The sequence below is a fragment of the Streptomyces sp. NPDC006544 genome (assembly GCF_040611715.1).
Lineage (GTDB): Bacteria > Actinomycetota > Actinomycetes > Streptomycetales > Streptomycetaceae > Streptomyces.
The window spans coordinates 97786-119054 of sequence record NZ_JBEXOV010000002.1 but is presented as its reverse complement, the minus strand read 5'-3'; the positions used below and the strand labels follow the sequence as shown (position 1 = coordinate 119054).

Here is a 21269-nt window from a genome sequence, read left to right as displayed (position 1 = left end):
CAACGGGAGGGTTGCTCCTGTTGCCCCTGAGGCTCCGGTGACAAGCCTAAAGCGTGTACTCGGAAGAGTTACTCGCCCTTGGCCTTCGCGATGATCTCCTCGGCGACGTTCCGGGGAACCTCGGCGTAGGAGTCGAACTGCATCGAGTAGCTGGCGCGACCCGAGGTCTTGCTGCGGAGGTCTCCGACGTAGCCGAACATCTCCGAGAGGGGCACGAGGCCCTTCACGAGGCGAGCGCCGTGACGCTCCTCCATGGCCTGGATCTGGCCACGGCGGGAGTTGATGTCACCGATGACGTCACCCATGGACTCCTCCGGCGTGGTGACCTCGACGGCCATCATCGGCTCGAGGAGCACGGGAGAAGCCTTGCGCGCGGCCTCCTTGAAAGCCTGCGAACCGGCGATCTTGAAGGCGAGCTCGGAGGAGTCGACCTCGTGGTAGCCACCGTCGAGAAGGATGACGCGAACGCCGGTCATCTCGTAGCCGGCGAGGATGCCGAACTTCATGGCTTCCTGCGCACCCGCGTCGACCGAGGGGATGTACTCCCTCGGGATGCGGCCACCGGTGACCTTGTTCACGAACTCGTACGCCGGACCGTCGGCCTCGAGGATCGGCTCGATCGCGATCTGCACCTTGGCGAACTGACCGGTACCACCGGTCTGCTTCTTGTGGGTGTAGTCGTGACGCTCCACCGTCTGGCGGATCGTCTCGCGGTAAGCGACCTGCGGCTTGCCGACGTTGGCCTCGACCTTGAACTCGCGCTTCATACGGTCGACCAGCACCTCGAGGTGCAGCTCGCCCATACCACCGAGGATGGTCTGGCCGGTCTCTTCGTCCGAGTGAACGTGGAAGGAGGGGTCCTCCTCCGCGAGAGACTGGATGGCGACACCCAGCTTCTCCTGGTCACCCTTGGACTTGGGCTCGATGGCGACCTGGATCACCGGAGCCGGGAAGTCCATGGACTCCAGGATCACGGGGTTCTTGTCGTCACACAGCGTCTCACCGGTGGTGGTCTGCTTCAGGCCCATGACGGCGACGATGTCGCCGGCGCCCACCGACTCGATCTCTTCACGCTTGTTGGCGTGCATGCGGTAGATCTTGCCGATGCGCTCCTTCTTGCCCTTGACGGAGTTCAGCACCGCGGTGCCGGCCTCCAGGCGGCCCGAGTAAACCCGGACGAAGGTGAGCTTGCCGAGGTGCGGGTCGCGCATGATCTTGAACGCGAGCGCCGCGAGGGGCTCGTCGTCAGACGGCTTGCGCTTCACGACGACCTCGGCGTCCCGGACGTCGTGGCCTTCGATGGCCTCGATGTCCAGGGGCGACGGGAGGTAGCGGACGACGGCGTCGAGCAGGGGCTGAACGCCCTTGTTCTTGAACGCCGTGCCACAGAACACGGCAGTGACCGTGGCGCCGTTGTCACCCTTGGAGCCGATGATGATGCGACGCACAGCGGCGTGCAGCTGCTCGACGGTGGGCTCGACGCCCTCCAGGAACAGCTCCATGATCTGGTCGTCGTTCTCGGCGACCGTCTCGACCAGCTTGGCGTGCCACTCTTCAGCGGCTTCCTTGTGGGTGTCCGGGATGTCGACGATGTCGTACATCTCGCCCTTGGTCGCCTCGGCGGACCAGACGAACGCCTTCATGGTGACCAGGTCGACAACGCCCTGGAAGTCCATCTCGGCGCCGATGGGGAGCTGCATGACGATCGGAACCGCACCGAGGCGGTCCTTGATCATGTCGACACAGCGGTGGAACTCAGCGCCGGTGCGGTCCAGCTTGTTGACGAAGCAGATGCGCGGCACGCCGTAGCGGTCGGCCTGACGCCAGACGGTCTCGGACTGCGGCTCCACACCGGCGACACCGTCGAACACGGTGACGGCGCCGTCGAGGACGCGGAGCGAACGCTCCACCTCGACGGTGAAGTCGACGTGACCCGGGGTGTCGATGATGTTGATGGTGTGGTCGACGTCTTCGAGCGGCCAGTGGCAGGTCGTCGCGGCAGACGTGATCGTGATGCCGCGCTCCTGCTCCTGCTCCATCCAGTCCATCGTGGCAGCGCCGTCGTGGACTTCACCGATCTTGTACGACACACCGGTGTAGAACAGGATGCGCTCGGTGGTGGTCGTCTTGCCCGCGTCGATGTGAGCCATGATGCCGATGTTGCGCACCTTGGCCAGGTCAAGCGAAGTGGTAGCCATATCGGCTCAGTCTTCTCTCGGTCTCGATGTGGGTTGGGACTACCAGCGGTAGTGCGCGAAGGCCTTGTTGGACTCGGCCATCTTGTGCGTGTCCTCACGCTTCTTGACGGCAGCGCCAAGACCGTTCGAGGCGTCGAGCAGCTCGTTCATGAGGCGCTCGGTCATCGTCTTCTCGCGGCGGGCGCGGGAGTAACCCACGAGCCAGCGCAGCGCGAGGGTCGACTGACGGCCCGGCTTGACCTCGATCGGCACCTGGTAGGTGGCGCCACCGACACGACGGGACTTGACCTCGAGGGACGGCTTGACGTTCTCGAGCGCGCGCTTCAGCGTGATGACCGGGTCGTTGCCGGTCTTCTCGCGGAGGCCTTCCATGGCGCCGTAAACGATGCGCTCGGCGGTGGAGCGCTTGCCGTTCAGGAGGATCTTGTTGATGAGCGACGTCACCAGAGGAGATGCATAGACCGGGTCGATGATGACCGGGCGCTTCGGGGCGGGGCCCTTACGAGGCATTTCTACTTCTCCTTCTTGGCGCCGTAGCGGCTGCGGGCCTGCTTGCGGTTCTTGACAGCCTGGGTGTCAAGCGCACCGCGGATGATCTTGTAACGAACACCCGGCAGGTCCTTCACACGGCCACCACGCACGAGCACGATCGAGTGCTCCTGCAGGTTGTGTCCCTCGCCCGGAATGTAGGCCGTGACCTCGATACCGGAGGTCAGACGCACACGCGCGACCTTACGGAGTGCCGAGTTCGGCTTCTTCGGGGTGGTCGTGAACACACGCGTGCAGACGCCGCGACGCTGGGGCGAAGCCTCAAGCGCGGGGGTCTTGGTCTTCTCGACCTTGTCCTGCCGGCCCTTCCGGACCAGCTGCTGGATCGTAGGCACTACTTCTCCGGTTTCTGTGTGCCGTGTAGTGAAACTAACCTGGAACATTCGCCGACCCACGCGGTCGGGTGTGTCGGATCCGGCGGACTCCCGCGCAAGCACGGAAACGCATGGATCGCAGTGGCCCGATACGGCTCGAGTGCGGTTGATGGACACGCACAGGAGCCCAGGCACACCCCAGGCACAAGGTCTGAGCGTACCTACCGCATCCACTCCGGTCAAAACAAAAGCCCCCGGCCCGGCTGCCCGGAGTACCCGCAGGCCAGTAGCCGCACGGCCGGGGCGGGGGTACGGCCCCTCCGATGTGCGGACGTGGTGCGCGTGTGCTAGAGCCCTTCGGCTCCGAGGGCCATTTCGAACATGCGGTCCACACCCCCCGTCCCTGCCGGGCGCGGACCCCCCGGCCACTAAACTGCCCAGCGATTCGGCGCAAACGGCACGACCGGGCACCATCACACCAGGGAGCGGGACATTGGGGACGGCCACGATCGAGCCGGCGACGACCGACGGCCCGCCCGACCCGCCCGCCCCGGACCGGGCTCCCGCCAGGCGAGCGGGCCGGCGCCTGCGGCGGCTCTCCGCCCCCCTGCTGGCCTTCCTCGTCACCGCGGGCGCCTTCTGCGCCTCCTGGGCGGCCCGCGGCACCTTCCCCTTCGGGGACACCGGCCGCGCCGTCAACGACCAGGCCAACCAGTACGTCCCCTTCCACCGGGCGCTGTGGGACCTGGTCCACGGGCAGGCCGCGGGCGACCTCCTGTTCACCTGGCGCGGCGGCTTCGGCCAGCAGTTCCTGTCCGACGCCTACACGTACCTCGGGAACCCCTTCTCCTGGCTGGTCGTCCTGGTCCCCCGCGCACACGTGGACCTCGCCGTCTTCGCGCTCACCCCCCTCACCATGGGCGCCGCCGCCGCCGTGATGGCCGTCTACCTCGGCAAGCTGCACCCCGGCCCCTGGTGGCAGCGGGGCGTGCTCGGAGCCGTGTACGGCCTGTGCGGCTGGGCGCTGAGCGACGCCTCGTACATCCCCATGTGGCTCTGGGGCCTGGTCGCCCTCCCGCTCCTCGGCATCGCCGTCGAATGGTGCCTGGAGGAGCGCCGCTGGCCCGGCGTGGCCCTGCTGGTCGCGCTCGCCTGGTTCGGGAACTTCTACACGGCGATGATGGCCACGATGGCCGCCTGCGTGCTGCTCGCCATCCGCCTCGTCGTGCTCGACCTGACCGGCGCGCAGCGGCTGCGCGCCCTGTGGCGGGCGGCGACCGCCACCGCGACGGGCGTCCTGCTCACGCTCCCCCTGCTCCTGCCGTCGTTCCTGTCCAGCGGGGCCGCGCAGCCGACGGGGGCCGCCGCGTTCGTTCCCGTACGGCTCGAGGTCTTCCTGACGGGCATGCTCCCCGGCACCTACCTGTGGGGCGGCCGTCCCCGGCTGTACGTGGCCTCGCTCGGCCTGATCCTGGCCGGGTCGTTCCTCCTGAACTCCTCCGTCGCGCGCAAGACCCGCCTGGTCTGGGCGTCGGCGACCCTGCTGGTCCTCCTCTCCTTCCAGTTCCCGCCCACCCAGTACGTGTGGCACGGGCTGGCGGTGCCGAACGGCAACCCCTACCGCGAGGCGTTCGTCTTCAGCGGGATGGTCGTGGTCGTCGCCTGGCTGTCGCTGGCCCACCGGCCGCGCCCGTCGCACCTGGCACTGACCGCCGCCCTGCTGGTCGCCGCCACCTTCGCGCTCCGCCACACCGACGACTTCGGCGGCACCACCTGGCTCGCCGTCCTCGGGGGCGGCGCGGTGTCGCTGCTGGCCCTGGTCCTGCTGGCGCTGGGCGACAGGCGCCGCTTCCTGATCCCCGTGGCCGCGGTGCTGATGATCGGCGTCGTCTTCGCCGAGTCCACGGCGGCCGCCCACAACGCGGACGCCCGCCGCTCGCGGGAGCGCTGGGCGAAGCCGGTCGCCACCTCCAACGAGTCGATCACCCGCCACTTCGAGGCCGTCCGGTCCGTGGCCGGCTGGCCCGCTTACCGCACCGACCCGGGTGCGCCGCAGACCTCGTACAACGACGCGCTCGCGCTCCGGGCGGAGGGCCCGCAGTACTACAGCAGCTACCTGCCCGAGGCCACCTACAAGGCCCTCGAACCCCTGGGCTACGGCTACAAGAACGACGGCCGGACCTTCTTCGGCGCCGACAACCCCGTCCTGGACGCGATCTTCTCGATCGGCGCCCGGGTCCGGCCCGGCGACGGCCCGGGCACCTGGACCGGCGCGAAGTTCCCCGCCCCGCCCCTGGTCACCGTGCGCAGCGCCCCGTACGCCTCCCCCAACCCGGCGGACAGCGTCTACGCCCGCCAGGAGAACGTGCTCGGCGCCACCGTCTACCGGGTCCCGGACGTCAGCGCCGGCGGCACCGCCACGGAGCAGACCTACGCCGCCCGGTGCACGCCCGGCTCCGAGGCCTTCTGGTACTCCCCCGAGCTCTACGGCACCCTCGCCTCGGGCGGCGCCGAGAGGCCCCTGGAAGACCGGATGGCGGGCGTCCTGCCGCTCGGCGAGGTCCCCGCGGACGGCACGGTCGCGGTCACGGTGAGGACGCGGACCCAGGGCGCCACCGCCGGGCAGCACCCCATCGGCTGCCTGGACCGCGGGGCACTCACCGAGGCCGTCGGCCGGCTGACGGCCACGGGCGCCACGCAGGTCACCGCGGGCGGCCACACCATCGAGGCCACCCTCCCGAAGGGCTCCACGGGCACCGCCGTCTTCGCGATGACGGACGTCCCCGGCTGGCAGTGCACGGCCCCCGTGAAGAGCTTCCACGGCCTGGTCTCCATGGACGTCCCCGCCGGCACCGGCAAGCTCTCCTGCACCTTCACCCCGAAGGGCCTCACCCCGGGCCTGGCAGGCGCCACCCTCGCCCTCCTGGCCCTGGCCTCGGTCACGGTCACGGGCCTGCGCCGGCGCGAGCGCTCCTGATGCGGGGACGCCCCCGGAGGCGTCCCCGCACACGAAGAAGCCCCCCGTAGCTCCTCTCGGAGCCGCGGGGGGCTTCTTCGTACTACCTACTGCTCAGACGACCTCAGCCGTTGTACGGGCCGTAGTCGTAGTCCTCCAGCGGGACCGCCTGGCCGGAGCCGGTGCCGAAGGGCGAGTAGTCGATGTCGTCGTAGCCGACGGCCGAGTACATCGCGGCCTTGGCTTCCTCGGTCGGCTCGACCCGGATGTTGCGGTAGCGGGCGAGGCCCGTACCGGCCGGGATGAGCTTACCGATGATGACGTTCTCCTTGAGGCCGATCAGGGAGTCGGACTTGGCGTTGATCGCCGCGTCCGTCAGAACCCTGGTCGTCTCCTGGAAGGACGCCGCCGACAGCCACGACTCGGTGGCGAGCGAGGCCTTGGTGATACCCATCAGCTGCGGACGGCCGGAGGCGGGGTGACCGCCCTCGGTGACCACGCGACGGTTCTCGGTCTCGAACTTCGACCGCTCGACGAGCTCGCCCGGCAGGAGCTCCGCGTCGCCGGACTCGATGATCGTCACGCGGCGGAGCATCTGCCGGATGATGATCTCGATGTGCTTGTCGTGGATCGACACGCCCTGCGAGTTGTAGACCTTCTGGACTTCGCCGACCAGGTGGACCTGGACCGCACGCTGGCCGAGGATGCGCAGCACGTCGTGCGGGTTGGTCGCACCCATGGTGAGCTTCTGGCCGACCTCGACGTGGTCGCCCTCGCCGACGATGACCTTGGCGCGCTTGGAGATCGGGAAGGCCGTCTCCTCGCTACCGTCGTCCGGCATGATGACGATCTTCTTGGTCTTCTCGGTCTCCTCGATCCGCACGCGGCCGGCGGCCTCGGAGATCGGGGCGACACCCTTCGGGGTACGGGCTTCGAAGAGCTCGACGACACGCGGCAGACCCTGCGTGATGTCGTCACCGGCCACACCACCGGTGTGGAAGGTACGCATCGTCAGCTGGGTACCGGGCTCACCGATGGACTGGGCGGCGATGATGCCGACCGCCTCACCGATGTCGACCAGCTTGCCGGTGGCGAGCGAGCGTCCGTAGCAGAAGGCACAGGTGCCGACCGCGGACTCACAGGTCAGGACCGAGCGGGTCTTGACCTCCTCGACGCCGTTCGCGATGAGGGCGTCGATGAGCACGTCACCGAGGTCCACGTTCGCCGGCGCGATGACCTTGCCGCCGATGACGACGTCCTCGGCCAGCATGCGGGCGTAGATGGAGGTCTCGACGTCGTCGGCCTTGCGCAGAACGCCGGCCTCGTCCTTGACACCGATCTTGAGCTTGAGGCCGCGCTCGGTGCCGCAGTCCTCCTCGCGGATGATGACGTCCTGCGAGACGTCCACCAGACGACGGGTGAGGTAACCCGAGTCGGCGGTACGCAGGGCGGTGTCCGCCAGACCCTTACGGGCACCGTGCGTGGAGATGAAGTACTCCAGAACGGTGAGGCCCTCACGGAAGGACGCCTTGATCGGACGCGGGATGGTCTCGTTCTTCGCGTTCGACACCAGACCACGCATACCGGCGATCTGTCGCATCTGCATCATGTTTCCTCGGGCACCCGAGTCAACCATCATGAAGATGGGGTTCGTCTTGGGGAAGTTCGCGTTCATCGCCTCGGCAACCTCGTTGGTCGCCTTGGTCCAGATCGCGATGAGCTCCTGCGTGCGCTCGTCCTTGGTGATCAGACCGCGCTCGTACTGCTTCTGGACCTTCTCGTCCAGGTCCTCGTAGCCCTTGACGATGGCCTTCTTGGCCTCGGGCACGACGACGTCGGAGATGGCCACGGTGACGCCCGAACGGGTCGCCCAGTGGAAGCCGGCCGCCTTCAGGTTGTCGAGCGTCGCCGCCACGATGACCTTGGGGTAGCGCTCCGCCAGGTCGTTGACGATCTCGGAGAGCTGCTTCTTGCCCACCGAGTAGTCGACGAACGGGTAGTCCTCGGGCAGCAGCTCGTTGAAGAGCGCGCGGCCCAGGGTGGTGCGCAGACGGAAGCTGTCGCCCGGCTGGAACTCCTGCTCGCCCTCTTCGCGGACCGGGGGCACCCAGCCGCGCGGCGGGATGGTGCCCACCGGGAAGCGGATGTCGACGGCCGACTGGAGCGCCAGCTCACCGTTGTCGAACGCCATGGTCGCCTCGGCCGTGGAGCCGAACGCGCGGCCCTCGCCCTTGACGTCACGGAGCTCGCCGTCGGTGGTGAGGAAGAACAGACCCAGCACCATGTCCTGGGTCGGCATGGTGACGGGACGGCCGTCCGCCGGCTTCAGGATGTTGTTCGAGGACAGCATCAGGATGCGGGCCTCGGCCTGCGCCTCTGCCGACAGCGGCAGGTGCACGGCCATCTGGTCACCGTCGAAGTCCGCGTTGAACGCGGTGCAGACGAGCGGGTGGATCTGGATGGCCTTGCCTTCGACCAGCTGGGGCTCGAAGGCCTGGATGCCGAGGCGGTGCAGCGTGGGCGCACGGTTCAGCAGGACCGGGTGCTCGGCGATGACCTCTTCGAGCACGTCGTAGACGACCGTGCGGCCGCGCTCGACCATGCGCTTCGCCGACTTGATGTTCTGCGCGTGGTTCAGGTCCACCAGGCGCTTCATCACGAACGGCTTGAAGAGCTCCAGCGCCATGGCCTTGGGCAGACCGCACTGGTGCAGCTTCAGCTGCGGGCCGACGACGATCACGGAACGCGCGGAGTAGTCCACGCGCTTGCCGAGGAGGTTCTGGCGGAATCGGCCCTGCTTGCCCTTCAGCATGTCGCTGAGGGACTTCAGGGGACGGTTGCCGGGACCGGTCACCGGACGACCACGACGACCGTTGTCGAAGAGGGCGTCGACGGCCTCCTGGAGCATGCGCTTCTCGTTGTTCACGATGATCTCGGGGGCACCGAGGTCGAGAAGGCGCTTCAGGCGGTTGTTGCGGTTGATCACGCGGCGGTACAGGTCGTTCAGGTCGGAGGTCGCGAAGCGGCCACCGTCCAGCTGCACCATCGGACGCAGGTCCGGCGGGATCACCGGGACGCAGTCCAGAACCATGCCCTTGGGCTTGTTGCTGGTCTGCAGGAACGCGGAGACGACCTTGAGGCGCTTGAGCGCACGGGTCTTCTTCTGGCCCTTGCCGGTACGGATGATCTCGCGGAGGCGCTCGGCCTCCTCGTCGAGGTCGAAGGACTCCAGGCGCTTCTGCAGCGCCGCGGCGCCCATGCAGCCGTCGAAGTACGTACCGAAACGGTCGCGCAGCTCGCGGTAGAGCAGCTCGTCGCCCTCGAGGTCCTGGACCTTGAGGTTCTTGAAGCGGGCCCACACCTCGTCGAGGCGGTCGATCTCGCGCTGGGCGCGGTCACGGAGCTGCTTCATCTCGCGCTCGGCACCTTCGCGCACCTTGCGGCGCACGTCGGCCTTCGCGCCCTCGGCCTCGAGCTCGGCCAGGTCGGTCTCGAGCTTCTTGGCACGGCCTTCGAGGTCCGAGTCGCGGCGGTTCTCGATCTGCTGGCGCTCGATGGAGACGTGCGCCTCCAGGGACGGGAGGTCGCGGGTGCGGCGCTCGTCGTCCACGAACGTGATCATGTACGCGGCGAAGTAGATGACCTTCTCGAGGTCCTTCGGCGCGAGGTCCAGCAGGTATCCGAGGCGCGACGGGACGCCCTTGAAGTACCAGATGTGGGTGACGGGAGCGGCAAGCTCGATGTGGCCCATCCGCTCGCGGCGCACCTTGGCGCGCGTGACTTCGACGCCACAACGCTCACAGATGATGCCCTTGAAGCGGACACGCTTGTACTTGCCGCAGTAGCACTCCCAGTCCCGGGTCGGACCGAAGATCTTCTCGCAGAAGAGTCCGTCCTTCTCGGGCTTGAGCGTGCGGTAGTTGATGGTCTCCGGCTTCTTGACCTCGCCGTGGGACCAGGTTCGGATGTCGTCCGCGGTGGCAAGGCCGATCCGCAGCTCGTCGAAGAAGTTGACGTCGAGCACTGTGCGTCAATCCCTCTTTCGGGGTCGAGTCTCAATCATGGTCTGAACGGTCCCGGGGATGACGGGGGGCTCTTGAGCGAGCCCCCCGTCAGGCCCGTCAGACCTCTTCGACGCTGCTCGGCTCACGCCGGGACAGGTCGATACCGAGCTCCTCCGCCGCGCGGAAGACGTCCTCGTCGGTGTCGCGCATCTCGATGGACATGCCGTCCGAGGACAGCACCTCCACGTTGAGGCAGAGCGACTGCATTTCCTTGATGAGCACCTTGAAGGACTCGGGAATGCCCGGCTCGGGGATGTTCTCGCCCTTGACGATGGCCTCGTAGACCTTCACGCGGCCGGTGACGTCGTCGGACTTGATGGTCAGCAGCTCCTGGAGGGCGTAAGCGGCGCCATAAGCCTCGAGCGCCCACACCTCCATCTCACCGAAGCGCTGGCCACCGAACTGCGCCTTACCACCCAGCGGCTGCTGCGTGATCATCGAGTACGGACCGGTCGACCGAGCGTGGAGCTTGTCGTCGACCAGGTGGTGGAGCTTGAGGATGTACATGTAGCCGATCGAGACCGGCTCCGGGAACGGCTCGCCGGAGCGGCCGTCGAACAGGTGCGCCTTGCCGGTCGGGAGGACCAGGCGGTCCCCGTCGCGGTTCGGGATCGTGTGCTCGAACAGGCCGGCGAGTTCGTCCTCGCGGGCGCCGTCGAACACGGGGGTGGCGACGTTGGTGCCGGGCTCGACGCGGTCGGCGCCGATGACCTTCAGCCGCTCGGCCCACTCCTCGGCCACACCGGAGACGTCCCAGCCGCGGCTGGCGAGCCAGCCGAGGTGGATCTCCAGGACCTGTCCCGGGTTCATTCGGGACGGGACACCCAGCGGGTTGAGGATGATGTCGACCGGCGTGCCGTCCTCGAGGAAGGGCATGTCCTCGATCGGAAGGATCTTGGAGATGACACCCTTGTTGCCGTGACGGCCGGCGAGCTTGTCACCGTCGGTGATCTTGCGCTTCTGGGCGACGTAGACGCGGACCAGCTGGTTCACGCCCGGGGGGAGCTCGTCGCCCTCTTCGCGGTCGAAGACGCGGACGCCGATGACCTTGCCGATCTCACCGTGAGGAACCTTGAGCGAGGTGTCACGCACCTCGCGGGCCTTCTCACCGAAGATCGCGCGGAGCAGGCGCTCTTCCGGGGTCAGCTCGGTCTCGCCCTTGGGCGTGACCTTTCCGACCAGGATGTCGCCGGCGACCACGTCGGCGCCGATGCGGATGATGCCGCGCTCGTCGAGGTCCGCGAGGACCTCTTCGGAGACGTTCGGGATGTCCCGGGTGATCTCCTCCGGGCCCAGCTTGGTGTCACGGGCGTCGACCTCGTGCTCCTCGATGTGGATCGAGGAGAGGACGTCGTCCTGTACGAGGCGCTGCGACAGGATGATCGCGTCCTCGTAGTTGTGACCTTCCCAGGGCATGAACGCGACGAGCAGGTTCTTGCCGAGGGCCATTTCGCCCTCTTCGGTCGCAGGACCGTCGGCGAGGACCTGGGCCTCGATGATGCGGTCACCCTCGTTGACGATGACCTTCTGGTTGACCGAGGTGCCCTGGTTCGAGCGGGAGAACTTCGCGACGCGGTACGTGGTGTACGTGCCGTCGTCGTTGGCGACGGTGATGTAGTCGGCCGAGACCTCCTGGACGACACCGTCCTTCTCCGCCTTGATCGAGTCACCGGCGTCGACCGCACAGCGGTACTCCATGCCGGTGCCGACGAGCGGCGCCTCCGCCTTGATCAGCGGAACGGCCTGGCGCATCATGTTCGCGCCCATGAGGGCGCGGTTGGCGTCGTCGTGCTCGAGGAAGGGGATCATCGCGGTCGCGACGGACACCATCTGGCGCGGGGAGACGTCCATGTAGTCGACGTCGTCGCCGGCGATGTAGTCGATCTCGCCACCACGACGGCGGACCAGCACGCGGTTCTCGGTGAAGCGCATCTCGTCGCTCAGGCCGGCGTTGGCCTGGGCGATGACGAAGCGGTCTTCCTCGTCGGCCGTCAGGTAGTCGACGTCGTCCGTGACGACACCGTCGATGACCTTGCGGTACGGGGTCTCGACGAAACCGAACGCGTTGACGCGGCCGTAGGACGCGAGCGAGCCGATCAGACCGATGTTCGGGCCTTCGGGGGTCTCGATCGGGCACATGCGGCCGTAGTGCGACGGGTGGACGTCTCGGACCTCGAAGCCGGCCCGCTCACGGGACAGACCACCGGGACCCAGAGCCGAGAGACGACGCTTGTGCGTCAGACCCGACAGCGGGTTGTTCTGGTCCATGAACTGCGACAGCTGGCTGGTGCCGAAGAACTCCTTGATGGAGGCGACGACCGGCCGGATGTTGATCAGGGTCTGCGGCGTGATCGCCTCGACGTCCTGGGTGGTCATCCGCTCGCGGACGACGCGCTCCATACGAGCCAGACCCGTGCGGACCTGGTTCTGGATGAGCTCGCCGACGTTGCGCAGACGACGGTTGCCGAAGTGGTCGATGTCGTCGGTCTCGACGACGATCGAACGGCCCGACTCACCGGTGGTCTCGGTCTCGCCCGCGTGGAGCTTGACGAGGTACTTGATGGTCGCGGTGATGTCGTCGGTGGTGAGCACACCGGCGTCCAGCGGCTCGTCCGCGCCGAGCTTCTTGTTCACCTTGTAGCGGCCGACCTTCGCGAGGTCGTAGCGCTTCGGGTTGAAGTAGAGGTTCTCGAGCAGCGTCTGAGCGGCCTCGCGGGTCGGCGGTTCGCCCGGACGCAGCTTGCGGTAGATGTCGAGCAGCGCGTCGTCCTGGCCCTGGGTGTGGTCCTTCTCCAGGGTGGCGCGCATGGACTCGTACTCGCCGAACTCCTCGAGGATCTGCTCGGTGGTCCAGCCGAGAGCCTTCAGGAGAACGGTGACGGACTGCTTGCGCTTGCGGTCGATGCGGACACCGACCATGTCGCGCTTGTCGATCTCCATCTCGAGCCAGGCACCCCGGGAAGGGATGATCTTGGCGGCGAAGATGTCCTTGTCGGACGTCTTGTCGATGGAGGAGTCGAAGTAGACACCGGGGGAACGGACGAGCTGCGACACGACGACACGCTCGGTGCCGTTGATGACGAAGGTGCCCTTGTTGGTCATGAGCGGGAAATCGCCCATGAAGACCGTCTGAGACTTGATCTCTCCGGTCTCGTTGTTCGTGAACTCGGCGGTGACGAAAAGCGGCGCCGCGAACGTGAAGTCGCGGTCCTTGCACTCGTCGACCGAGTTCTTCGCCGGCTCGAAACGGTGGTCGCGGAACGTCAGCGACATCGACCCGGAGAAGTCCTCGATCGGCGAGATCTCCTCGAAGATCTCTTCCAGACCGGACTTGGTGGGAACGTCCTGTCCGCTCTCAAGCGCCGACTCGACGCGAGACTTCCAGGCGGCGTTGCCGAGCAGCCAGTCAAAGCTCTCGGTCTGCAGCGCCAGGAGGTTCGGAACCTCGAGGGGCTCCTTGATCTTTGCAAAGGAGATGCGCAGCGGGGCGGTGCTGGCACCGTTGTTCGTATTGGTCGAGGCGTTGCGCGAGGCGGCCAAGAGGGGGTCCTTCCGAGGGCTCGGACTCACTACGCGCGTACCGGTCCCAGCTGACACAGAAGACAAGCGCCCCCCATCTGGTCGTAAGGACCAGCTCAGGGCCGTTCAATCAAGTGTGCTCATGCGTGGGCATGCCCCTGGCGACGGGCAGGGGGCAGCTAACAGGCAGCGCAAAGGGTCAGTGTAGCCACTCGGCTCACTGATGTCCAGACCAGGTTTCCGGAAACCGGCAACAGGCCTTCCCCATGTCGTTTCAACTGCGTCCAACGGTTCGGCTCTCGCACACAGAGCGCGTAACAGTACTGCCCTCTTCGTAGTCGATCCATGCCCGATGCGGGCCCGATCCATGCCTCGGATCTCGGATCGAACCGGCCCATCTCGCGACGGATCTGAGAATTGCGCGCCGCGTGCCGTTCGTCAAGGCCCCCTGCTCCGTGCGGATCATCCAAGGACCCTGCCGCGGAGCAACGAAGATCACCCTACTCCCCAACGAGACGGGGGCATATCAGGCACTCCGGGTACGCCGAAGGGCGACCACCCTTACGGGTGATCGCCCTTCGACTGGAGCCCTAGAGGGCCCCGGAGGTGTTACTTGACCTCGACGGCCGCACCGGCGCCCTTGAGGGACTCGGCAGCCTTCTCAGCGGCCTCCTTGGTGACCTTCTCGAGGACGGGCTTCGGGGCGCCGTCCACGAGGTCCTTGGCCTCCTTGAGGCCCAGGGAGGTGAGCTCGCGCACGACCTTGATGACCTGGATCTTCTTGTCGCCGGCACCGGTGAGGATGACGTCGAACTCGTCCTGCTCCTCGACGGCCTCAACGGCGGCGCCGCCACCGGCGGGGCCCGCAACGGCGACGGCCGCGGCGGCGGTGACGTCGAACTTGTCCTCGAACGCCTTCACGAACTCGGAGAGCTCGATGAGGGTCATCTCCTCGAACTGGGCGAGGAGGTCGTCCTGAGAGAGCTTCGCCATGATGGGCGATCCTTCCACTAAATCGGCAGGTGCCGGATGTATATAGAGGCGGGCGTAACGGCCCGCTTTGACCCGCGCACTAGGCGGCGCGGATCAGTGCGCGAGCCGAATTACTCGGCACCGCCCTGCTCGGCGAGCTTGACGCGAAGCGCTTCCGCAGTGCGGACGAACTTCGACGGCAGCGCCTGGAAGAGCGAGGCAGCCTGAGACTGCTTGCCCTTGAACGCGCCGGCCAGCTTGCTGAGCAGAACCTCGCGGGACTCGAGGTCCGCGAGCTTCTTGATCTCATCGGCGGTGAGCGCCTTACCGTCAAGGACACCCGCCTTGATGATGAGGTTCGGGTTTTCCTTGGCGAAGTCACGCAGGCTCTTCGCCGACTCCACCGGGTCACCGGTGATGAAGGCGACCGCGGTGGGACCAGCGAAGTGCTCGTCCAGCGCGGTGATCCCGGCCTGGTTGGCCGCAATCTTGGTCAGCGTGTTCTTCACCACGGCGTACTGGGCGTTCTCACCGAGAGAACGACGCAGCGTCTTGAGCTGCGCGACGGTGAGACCCCGGTACTCGGTCAGCACGGCGGCGTTCGAGTCGCGGAACTGGTCCGTGAGCTCGGCTACCGCGGCAGCCTTGTTGGGCGTCGGCATAGTGCGTCGGCCTCCTTCCGGGTGATGAGGACCGCTCAGAAGGGGCACACATACGAAACGCCCCGGCGCAGGCGCCAGGGCGTAGCTCAACCGGAACGAGTCCGGGAACTTTCCAAGGTCACCTGCGCAGGACGTCCGCGGTATACGGATCCTTCGGCCACCGCACCCTTGCGGGCACGGCAACGACCAGCGGTCTTTGGCTTCTCCCGAAGAGTACGCGAACGGTGCCGCGCAGAGCAAATCGGTCACCCGGTGGCCGCCGGGAGCCCCCGGCGGCGGCTCCCGGCGGCCGCTCCCGGTTTCAGTAACCCAGGTCCTTCAGCTTCTCGTTGGTGTCCTTCAGGCTCTTCTCGGTCTCCTTCAGGCTCTCGTCGACGCCCTTCATGACGTCCTCGAAGGCCACCGTGTCCTCGGCCGGCGGAGCCTGGATCGCGGGCGTCGTCGCGAAGCCGGAGAACTTCGCCGTGGTCCTGGCCGGTCCCTCGTTCCCGCTGACCGCGACGGTGTCGACCCGGAGCGGGTAGCCGTCCTTGCCGATCCACAGGTCGATCTCCAGCGACGTGACCTGCTGGACCGACGCGTGGAGGTACTGGCGGTCCTTCTCCTCCATGACCTTGGTGGACTCGTCCGCCGCGACCAGGTCCGCGTGGGCGAGGACGGCCTTGTAGTGCTCGGTGTCCACGCCGTCGGTCTTCTCCGCCGCGACGTGCTTGAGGCCCTCCTGGCCCAGCGTCATCGCGAGGTACTCGGCCGGGTCGTCGTTCAGCCGGACGCCGGGCTTCCCGTCCTTCGACAGGCTCATCTTCATCCAGGACTTGCCGTTCACGGGCTCGGCCGTCTGCGTGTAGATGAGGTCACCGATCATGATCGACCGGGCGGCCGGCTCCTCGGCCTTGATCATGACGTCGTGGCTGGACGGGTACCAGCCCTTGGAGCCGGACTGGGTCGAGGTCTTGCCGTCGGCCCCGACCGTCGACAGCTCCGCCTTGGCGAACTTGGCCGCCACCGTCTTGAGGTAGGCCGCCTTCACCGCCTCCCCGGGCGTCGGGGGCTTGGCCGCCTCCCCCTTCGATCCGGTGCTCCCGCCCTTGCCCGGGCCGGCCTCGTCGCCGCCGCAGGCGGCAAGGCCACCCACGAGGAGTGCCGCGCCCGCCAGGGCGGCACCGGTTCGCGTCCAGACAGCCTTCTTCATCTCGTACTCCCCCATGAAAGAAAAACGTGTTCGTCCCGCGTGCGGGCCCGCGGTCAGCTCCGGCCCTCGGCGGGGTGGGTCCCGGCCGTCTGGCCGCCCTCGTCCGGGGTGGTCGTCCCGCGGCCGCTCCGGCCCCGCTCCGGCCCTGCTCCGGCCCCGCTCCCGCACGTCCGCGGCCCCGCCCACCAGCAGGGCGGCGGCCGGCGCGGACGTGGCGGTCGTGTCGTGGTTGCCCGCGCGATCGCCGACGCCGTCGCGGTGCACGTCGCTTGATTGGATCTTTACCCTACGCGCCGGTCGGCCGGTCGCCCCGCGAATTTCCGGCCGGAACACGAGAACGGGCCCTTCGCCCCCCAGGGAGGGGCGAAGGGCCCGTTCGGGCAACTCAGCGAGCCGTCAGGCCCGGCTCAGTCAGACCGCGGCCGGGTCTTCCTCGACGAGGAGGTTCCGGGTGCGGTTCTGGTCCAGGATGATGCCGGGGCCCATCGTGGTGCTCAGGGCGGCCTTCTTGATGTACCGGCCCTTCGCGGCGGACGGCTTCAGACGAAGGATCTCGTCCAGGGCCGCGCCGTAGTTCTCGACCAGCTGCTCATCGGTGAAGGAGACCTTGCCGATGATGAAGTGCAGGTTCGAGTGCTTGTCGACGCGGAACTCGATCTTGCCACCCTTGATCTCGGTGACAGCCTTCGCGACGTCCATCGTGACGGTGCCGGTCTTCGGGTTCGGCATCAGGCCACGGGGACCGAGCACGCGGCCGAGGCGGCCGACCTTGCCCATGAGGTCCGGGGTGGCCACAACGGCGTCGAACTCGTTCAGGCGGTTGCCCTTGGCGATCTCGTTGATGAGCTCGTCGTCGCCGACGATGTCGGCGCCGGCGGCTTCCGCGGCCGCAGCACGGTCACCGGTCGCGAAGACCAGGACCCGGGCGGTCTTGCCGGTGCCGTGCGGGAGGTTCACGGTGCCGCGGACCATCTGGTCGGCCTTGCGCGGGTCTACACCCAGGCGGAAGGCGACCTCGACGGTGCTGTCGAACTTGGTGGCGGAGGTCTCCTTGGCGAGACGGACGGCCTCGAGCGGGGCGTAGAGCTTGTCCCGGTCGACCTTGGCGTCCGCAGCGCGGAGAGTCTTGCTGCGCTTCACTTCTGCTCCTGTGTAGTGACTTCAGGCGTGGAGTCGTGGTGCGGACCAGCGCTTGGTCCTACCACTGTGGTGCTGGGGGGTGGCTGAATCAGCCTTCGACCGTGATGCCCATCGAACGCGCGGTGCCGGCGATGATCTTCTCGGCCGCGTCGATGTCGTTGGCGTTCAGGTCAGGCATCTTGAGCGTGGCGATCTCGCGGACCTGGTCACGCGTGAGCTTCGCGACCTTGGTCTTGTGCGGCTCGCCGGAGCCCTTCTCCACACCCGCGCTCTTCAGGATGAGACGCGCGGCCGGCGGAGTCTTGGTGATGAAGGTGAAGGAGCGGTCGTCGTAGACCGTGATCTCCACCGGCACGACCATGCCACGCTGCGACTCGGTCGCGGCGTTGTAGGCCTTGCAGAACTCCATGATGTTGACGCCGTGCTGACCGAGCGCGGGGCCGACCGGCGGAGCCGGGTTGGCCGCACCGGCCTTGATCTGGAGCTTGATGAGCCCCGTGATCTTCTTCTTCTTGGGAGGCATTGCTCTCTCCGGGTCCTAGTGAGAGTTTTCGCCGCCAATCCGGTCATCCGGATGGAGGCATACCGCACCACGATAACGGGTATCGGTACGGGGCTAAAAACCGAGCAGGTCAGACCACCCGTAAGCGGGCGATCTGACCTGTCCGGAAGCGTGAGTCAGAAGACTGTGGATCAGTTCTTCTGGATCTGGTCGAAGCTCAGCTCGACCGGGGTCTCGCGGCCGAAGATCTCGACGAGGCCCTTGACCTTCTTCGAGTCCGGGTTGATCTCGTTGATGGTCGCCTGCAGCGTCGCGAACGGGCCGTCGGTGACGGTGACCGAGTCGCCGACCTCGAAGTCCAGGACCTCGATGGTGCGCCGGACGGAGGGCGCGGGCAGGCCGGCCTCTTCCGCCGCGAGCTTGGCGGCCTTCTCCTGGGCCTCGGGAGCGAGCATCTTGACGATCTCGTCCAGGGTCAGCGGGTACGGGTCGTACGCGTTGCCGACGAAGCCGGTGACGCCAGGCGTGTTGCGGACGACGCCCCAGGACTCGTTCGTCAGATCCATGCGGACGAGAACGTAGCCGGGCAGCTTGTTCTGCCGGACGTTCTTGCGCTCGCCGTTCTTGATCTGGACGATCTCTTCCTCGGGCACCTCGGCCTGGTAGATGAAGTCCTCGACGTTGAGCGAGACGGCGCGCTGCTCGAGGTTCGCCTTCACGCGCTTCTCGTAGCCGGCGTACGTGTGGATGACGTACCACTCGCCGGGCAGGAGGCGCAGTTCGTCGCGCAGGGCCTGGATGGGGTCGACGGGCTCGGCCGGCTCGGCGTCGGCCTCCTCGGCCTCCACGTCGGCCTCGGCCTGCGCGGCGTCGTCCTCGTCGGCGGCCTCTTCGGCGTCGTCCTCGTCGGAAGCCTCGTCGGCCTCGTCCTCGTCGGCGGCCTCTTCGACCTCGGCGTCGTCCTCAGCCGCGGCGTCCACCTCGTCCTCGACGTGCAGCGCGGCCTCCTCGGCGGCGACACCCGCCTCGGCGTCGGCGAGCTCGGCCTCGTCGGGGTCCACAGCGTCTGCAGCCTCGACGATGTCGAGCGCGTCCTCGACGGACTCGACGGAGTCGGGGCTCGCGTTCAGGTTCGGGTCAGACACGGTGGCTGCTTCTTCCTGGATACAAAAGGTGGTCGAACATGCGAAAACGGGCGGCACCCATCAAGGCGCCGCCCTCCGCGGGGATCAGCCGAAGACGAACTTGATGGCTTCCTGGAACCCATAGTCAATCACGGTCACCAGACCGATCATGATGACGACGAAGACGATCACCACGGAGGTGTACGTCGTCAGCTGGTTGCGAGTGGGCCAAACAACCTTGCGGAGTTCCGCGACGATCTGGCGGTAGAACAGCGCGAGCCGGCCCAGGGGGCCCTTCTTGCCGCGCTTGCCGCCCTTGCGGGCCTTCTTCTCGCGAGTGTCATCCTCGGCGTCAGGCATGTCGATGGAGCCCAGGGCGTCCGTCACGTCTCTCACCTGAATCCGGGTCGTGGCCGTTGCCGCGCCCGGTTGCGCCGCACGGCGTTGCATCGAAGTACGTACCTGCGCACACATCCGAGAGGAGTGTGGAGCAGGGCCGGAGGGACTCGAACCCCCAACCGCTGGTTTTGGAGACCAGTGCTCTACCAATTGAGCTACGACCCTTTGCGTTCCCCAACCTACCGCATCCAGACGAGTGCACGGAGTGCTCACGCTCTGCAGCGTTCGGCGAGGGCCAACGACGGTTGAGTGTACGTGGTCCGGGCCCTGACGTCGAACAGCACCGTCCCGAGCCGCTGCGTCCGGTAACTGAAACGGCGTGCGGCAGTTCTCGGCCGTCTGGGACGATTGGCCGCATGACCTCTGAAACGCCTTCCGCCGAACGCCGCGTGTCCGCACGTATCGGCGCCATCTCCGAGTCCGCCACCCTCGCCGTCGACGCCAAGGCCAAGGCCCTCAAGGCCGCCGGGCGCCCGGTGATCGGTTTCGGAGCGGGCGAGCCCGACTTCCCGACCCCGGATTACATCGTCGACGCCGCGGTCGAGGCCTGCCGCAACCCCAAGTACCACCGCTACACGCCGGCGGGCGGGCTGCCCGAGCTGAAGGCCGCCATCGCCGCGAAGACGCTGCGGGACTCCGGCTACGAGGTCGACGCGTCGCAGGTCCTGGTGACCAACGGCGGCAAGCAGGCGATCTACGAGGCGTTCGCGGCCATCCTGGACCCGGGTGACGAGGTCATCGTCCCGGCCCCCTACTGGACCACCTACCCCGAGTCGATCCGTCTCGCCGGCGGTGTCCCGGTCGAGGTCGTCGCCGACGAGACGACCGGTTACCGGGTCTCCGTGGAGCAGCTCGAGGCGGCCCGCACCGAGCGCACGAAGGTCGTCCTCTTCGTCTCCCCGTCCAACCCGACGGGCGCCGTCTACACCGAGGCCGATGCCGAGGCGATCGGCCGCTGGGCCGTCGAGCACGGCCTGTGGGTCCTGACCGACGAGATCTACGAACACCTCGTCTACGGCGACGCGAAGTTCGTCTCGCTCCCGGCGATCGTCCCCGAGCTGGCCGACAAGTGCATCATCGTCAACGGCGTCGCCAAGACGTACGCCATGACCGGCTGGCGCGTGGGCTGGATCGTCGGCCCGAAGGACGTGGTCAAGGCCGCGACCAACCTCCAGTCGCACGCCACGTCCAACGTCTCCAACGTGGCCCAGGTCGCGGCGCTGGCCGCCGTCTCCGGCAACCTGGAGGCCGTCCACGCGATGCGCACCGCCTTCGACCGCCGCCGCCAGACCATGGTGCGGATGCTGAACGAGATCGACGGCGTCTTCTGCCCGACCCCCGAGGGCGCGTTCTACGTCTACCCCGCGGTCAAGGACGTGCTCGGCAAGGAGATCCGCGGCAAGCGCCCGCAGACCTCCGTCGAGCTCGCGGCCCTGATCCTGGACGAGGCCGAGGTCGCGGTCGTCCCCGGCGAGGCCTTCGGCACCCCCGGCTACCTGCGCCTCTCCTACGCCCTGGGCGACGAGGACCTGGTCGAGGGCGTCTCCCGCATCCAGAAGCTCCTCGCGGAGGCCAAGGCCTAGAGCGGCCCGTGGTCCGGTCCGAGCGGCGGTTCCCCCTGCGGGAGCCGCCGCTCGGGCGTTCGCGGCCCGGCCGCTCCCAGAATTTCCGTTCGGGC

14 protein-coding genes and 1 tRNA gene are annotated in these 21269 nt (G+C 67.4%); 2 read left to right on the top strand and 13 right to left on the bottom strand.

Annotated elements, in window-relative coordinates; all coding sequences use genetic code 11:
* Positions 1 to 68: 68 nt before the first annotated feature.
* The 3 genes from fusA to rpsL are packed head-to-tail and all read right to left on the bottom strand — an operon-like array spanning position 69 to position 3082.
* Positions 69 to 2198 carry an elongation factor G gene (gene fusA / locus ABZY44_RS01555; RefSeq protein WP_356649528.1) on the bottom strand — a complete coding sequence of 710 codons (2130 nt, stop codon included), beginning with the start codon at positions 2196 to 2198 and terminating at the stop codon, positions 69 to 71.
* A gap of 39 nt (positions 2199 to 2237) precedes the next feature.
* Positions 2238 to 2708, bottom strand: a complete 471-nt coding sequence (rpsG, locus tag ABZY44_RS01550; RefSeq protein WP_215023410.1) for a 30S ribosomal protein S7 — start codon at positions 2706 to 2708, stop codon at positions 2238 to 2240.
* A gap of 2 nt (positions 2709 to 2710) precedes the next feature.
* On the bottom strand, positions 2711 to 3082 hold the full coding sequence (gene rpsL / locus ABZY44_RS01545; RefSeq protein WP_007265893.1) for a 30S ribosomal protein S12: 372 nt from the start codon (positions 3080 to 3082) through the stop codon (positions 2711 to 2713).
* 472 nt (positions 3083 to 3554) lie between these two features.
* Between rpsL and ABZY44_RS01540 the strand changes: the two genes are divergently transcribed.
* Complete coding sequence (locus tag ABZY44_RS01540) at positions 3555 to 6038, top strand: YfhO family protein (RefSeq protein WP_356649527.1); 2484 nt, start codon at positions 3555 to 3557, stop codon at positions 6036 to 6038.
* Between the two features lie 103 nt (positions 6039 to 6141).
* Here ABZY44_RS01540 and ABZY44_RS01535 read toward each other — a convergent pair whose 3' ends face one another.
* The 10 genes from ABZY44_RS01535 to ABZY44_RS01490 all read right to left on the bottom strand — a co-directional run bounded on the left by ABZY44_RS01535 (position 6142) and on the right by ABZY44_RS01490 (position 19756).
* On the bottom strand, positions 6142 to 10041 hold the full coding sequence (locus ABZY44_RS01535; protein WP_356649526.1) for a DNA-directed RNA polymerase subunit beta': 3900 nt from the start codon (positions 10039 to 10041) through the stop codon (positions 6142 to 6144).
* A 97-nt stretch (positions 10042 to 10138) separates the two neighbouring features.
* On the bottom strand, positions 10139 to 13621 hold the full coding sequence (rpoB, locus tag ABZY44_RS01530; protein ID WP_356649525.1) for a DNA-directed RNA polymerase subunit beta: 3483 nt from the start codon (positions 13619 to 13621) through the stop codon (positions 10139 to 10141).
* A 588-nt stretch (positions 13622 to 14209) separates the two neighbouring features.
* Positions 14210 to 14593 carry a 50S ribosomal protein L7/L12 gene (rplL, locus tag ABZY44_RS01525; RefSeq protein WP_356649524.1) on the bottom strand — a complete coding sequence of 128 codons (384 nt, stop codon included), beginning with the start codon at positions 14591 to 14593 and terminating at the stop codon, positions 14210 to 14212.
* A 110-nt stretch (positions 14594 to 14703) separates the two neighbouring features.
* Positions 14704 to 15234, bottom strand: a complete 531-nt coding sequence (gene rplJ / locus ABZY44_RS01520; protein ID WP_215023401.1) for a 50S ribosomal protein L10 — start codon at positions 15232 to 15234, stop codon at positions 14704 to 14706.
* 301 nt (positions 15235 to 15535) lie between these two features.
* A complete protein-coding gene (locus ABZY44_RS01515) occupies positions 15536 to 16426 on the bottom strand; it encodes a hypothetical protein (protein ID WP_356649523.1) in 891 nt (296 codons plus the stop codon).
* Positions 16427 to 16837: 411 nt separating this feature from the next.
* The gene (gene rplA / locus ABZY44_RS01510) at positions 16838 to 17566 is read right to left on the bottom strand and encodes a 50S ribosomal protein L1 (protein WP_356649522.1); all 729 of its coding nucleotides are present in this window, start codon (positions 17564 to 17566) and stop codon (positions 16838 to 16840) included.
* A gap of 88 nt (positions 17567 to 17654) precedes the next feature.
* Positions 17655 to 18089, bottom strand: a complete 435-nt coding sequence (rplK, locus tag ABZY44_RS01505; protein WP_053682632.1) for a 50S ribosomal protein L11 — start codon at positions 18087 to 18089, stop codon at positions 17655 to 17657.
* A gap of 170 nt (positions 18090 to 18259) precedes the next feature.
* Complete coding sequence (gene nusG / locus ABZY44_RS01500; RefSeq protein ID WP_356649521.1) at positions 18260 to 19213, bottom strand: transcription termination/antitermination protein NusG; 954 nt, start codon at positions 19211 to 19213, stop codon at positions 18260 to 18262.
* Between the two features lie 84 nt (positions 19214 to 19297).
* Positions 19298 to 19579 (bottom strand): preprotein translocase subunit SecE, encoded by a 282-nt coding sequence (secE, locus tag ABZY44_RS01495; RefSeq protein WP_243333337.1) that lies wholly within the window; start codon positions 19577 to 19579, stop codon positions 19298 to 19300.
* Between the two features lie 104 nt (positions 19580 to 19683).
* Positions 19684 to 19756, bottom strand: a tRNA-Trp gene (locus tag ABZY44_RS01490).
* Between the two features lie 191 nt (positions 19757 to 19947).
* Here ABZY44_RS01490 and ABZY44_RS01485 point away from each other — a divergent pair.
* On the top strand, positions 19948 to 21174 hold the full coding sequence (locus ABZY44_RS01485; RefSeq protein WP_356649520.1) for a pyridoxal phosphate-dependent aminotransferase: 1227 nt from the start codon (positions 19948 to 19950) through the stop codon (positions 21172 to 21174).
* Positions 21175 to 21269: the final 95 nt, after the last annotated feature.

Coding starts and splice junctions, on each gene's coding strand:
- fusA (WP_356649528.1), bottom strand. CDS start 2,198: ATGGCTACCACTTCGCTTGACCTGGCCAAGGTGCGCAACATCGGCATC.
- rplK (WP_053682632.1), bottom strand. CDS start 18,089: ATGCCTCCCAAGAAGAAGAAGATCACGGGGCTCATCAAGCTCCAGATC.
- rplL (WP_356649524.1), bottom strand. CDS start 14,593: ATGGCGAAGCTCTCTCAGGACGACCTCCTCGCCCAGTTCGAGGAGATG.
- ABZY44_RS01515 (WP_356649523.1), bottom strand. CDS start 16,426: ATGAAGAAGGCTGTCTGGACGCGAACCGGTGCCGCCCTGGCGGGCGCG.
- rpsG (WP_215023410.1), bottom strand. CDS start 2,708: ATGCCTCGTAAGGGCCCCGCCCCGAAGCGCCCGGTCATCATCGACCCG.
- ABZY44_RS01485 (WP_356649520.1), top strand. CDS start 19,948: ATGACCTCTGAAACGCCTTCCGCCGAACGCCGCGTGTCCGCACGTATC.
- rplJ (WP_215023401.1), bottom strand. CDS start 15,234: ATGCCGACGCCCAACAAGGCTGCCGCGGTAGCCGAGCTCACGGACCAG.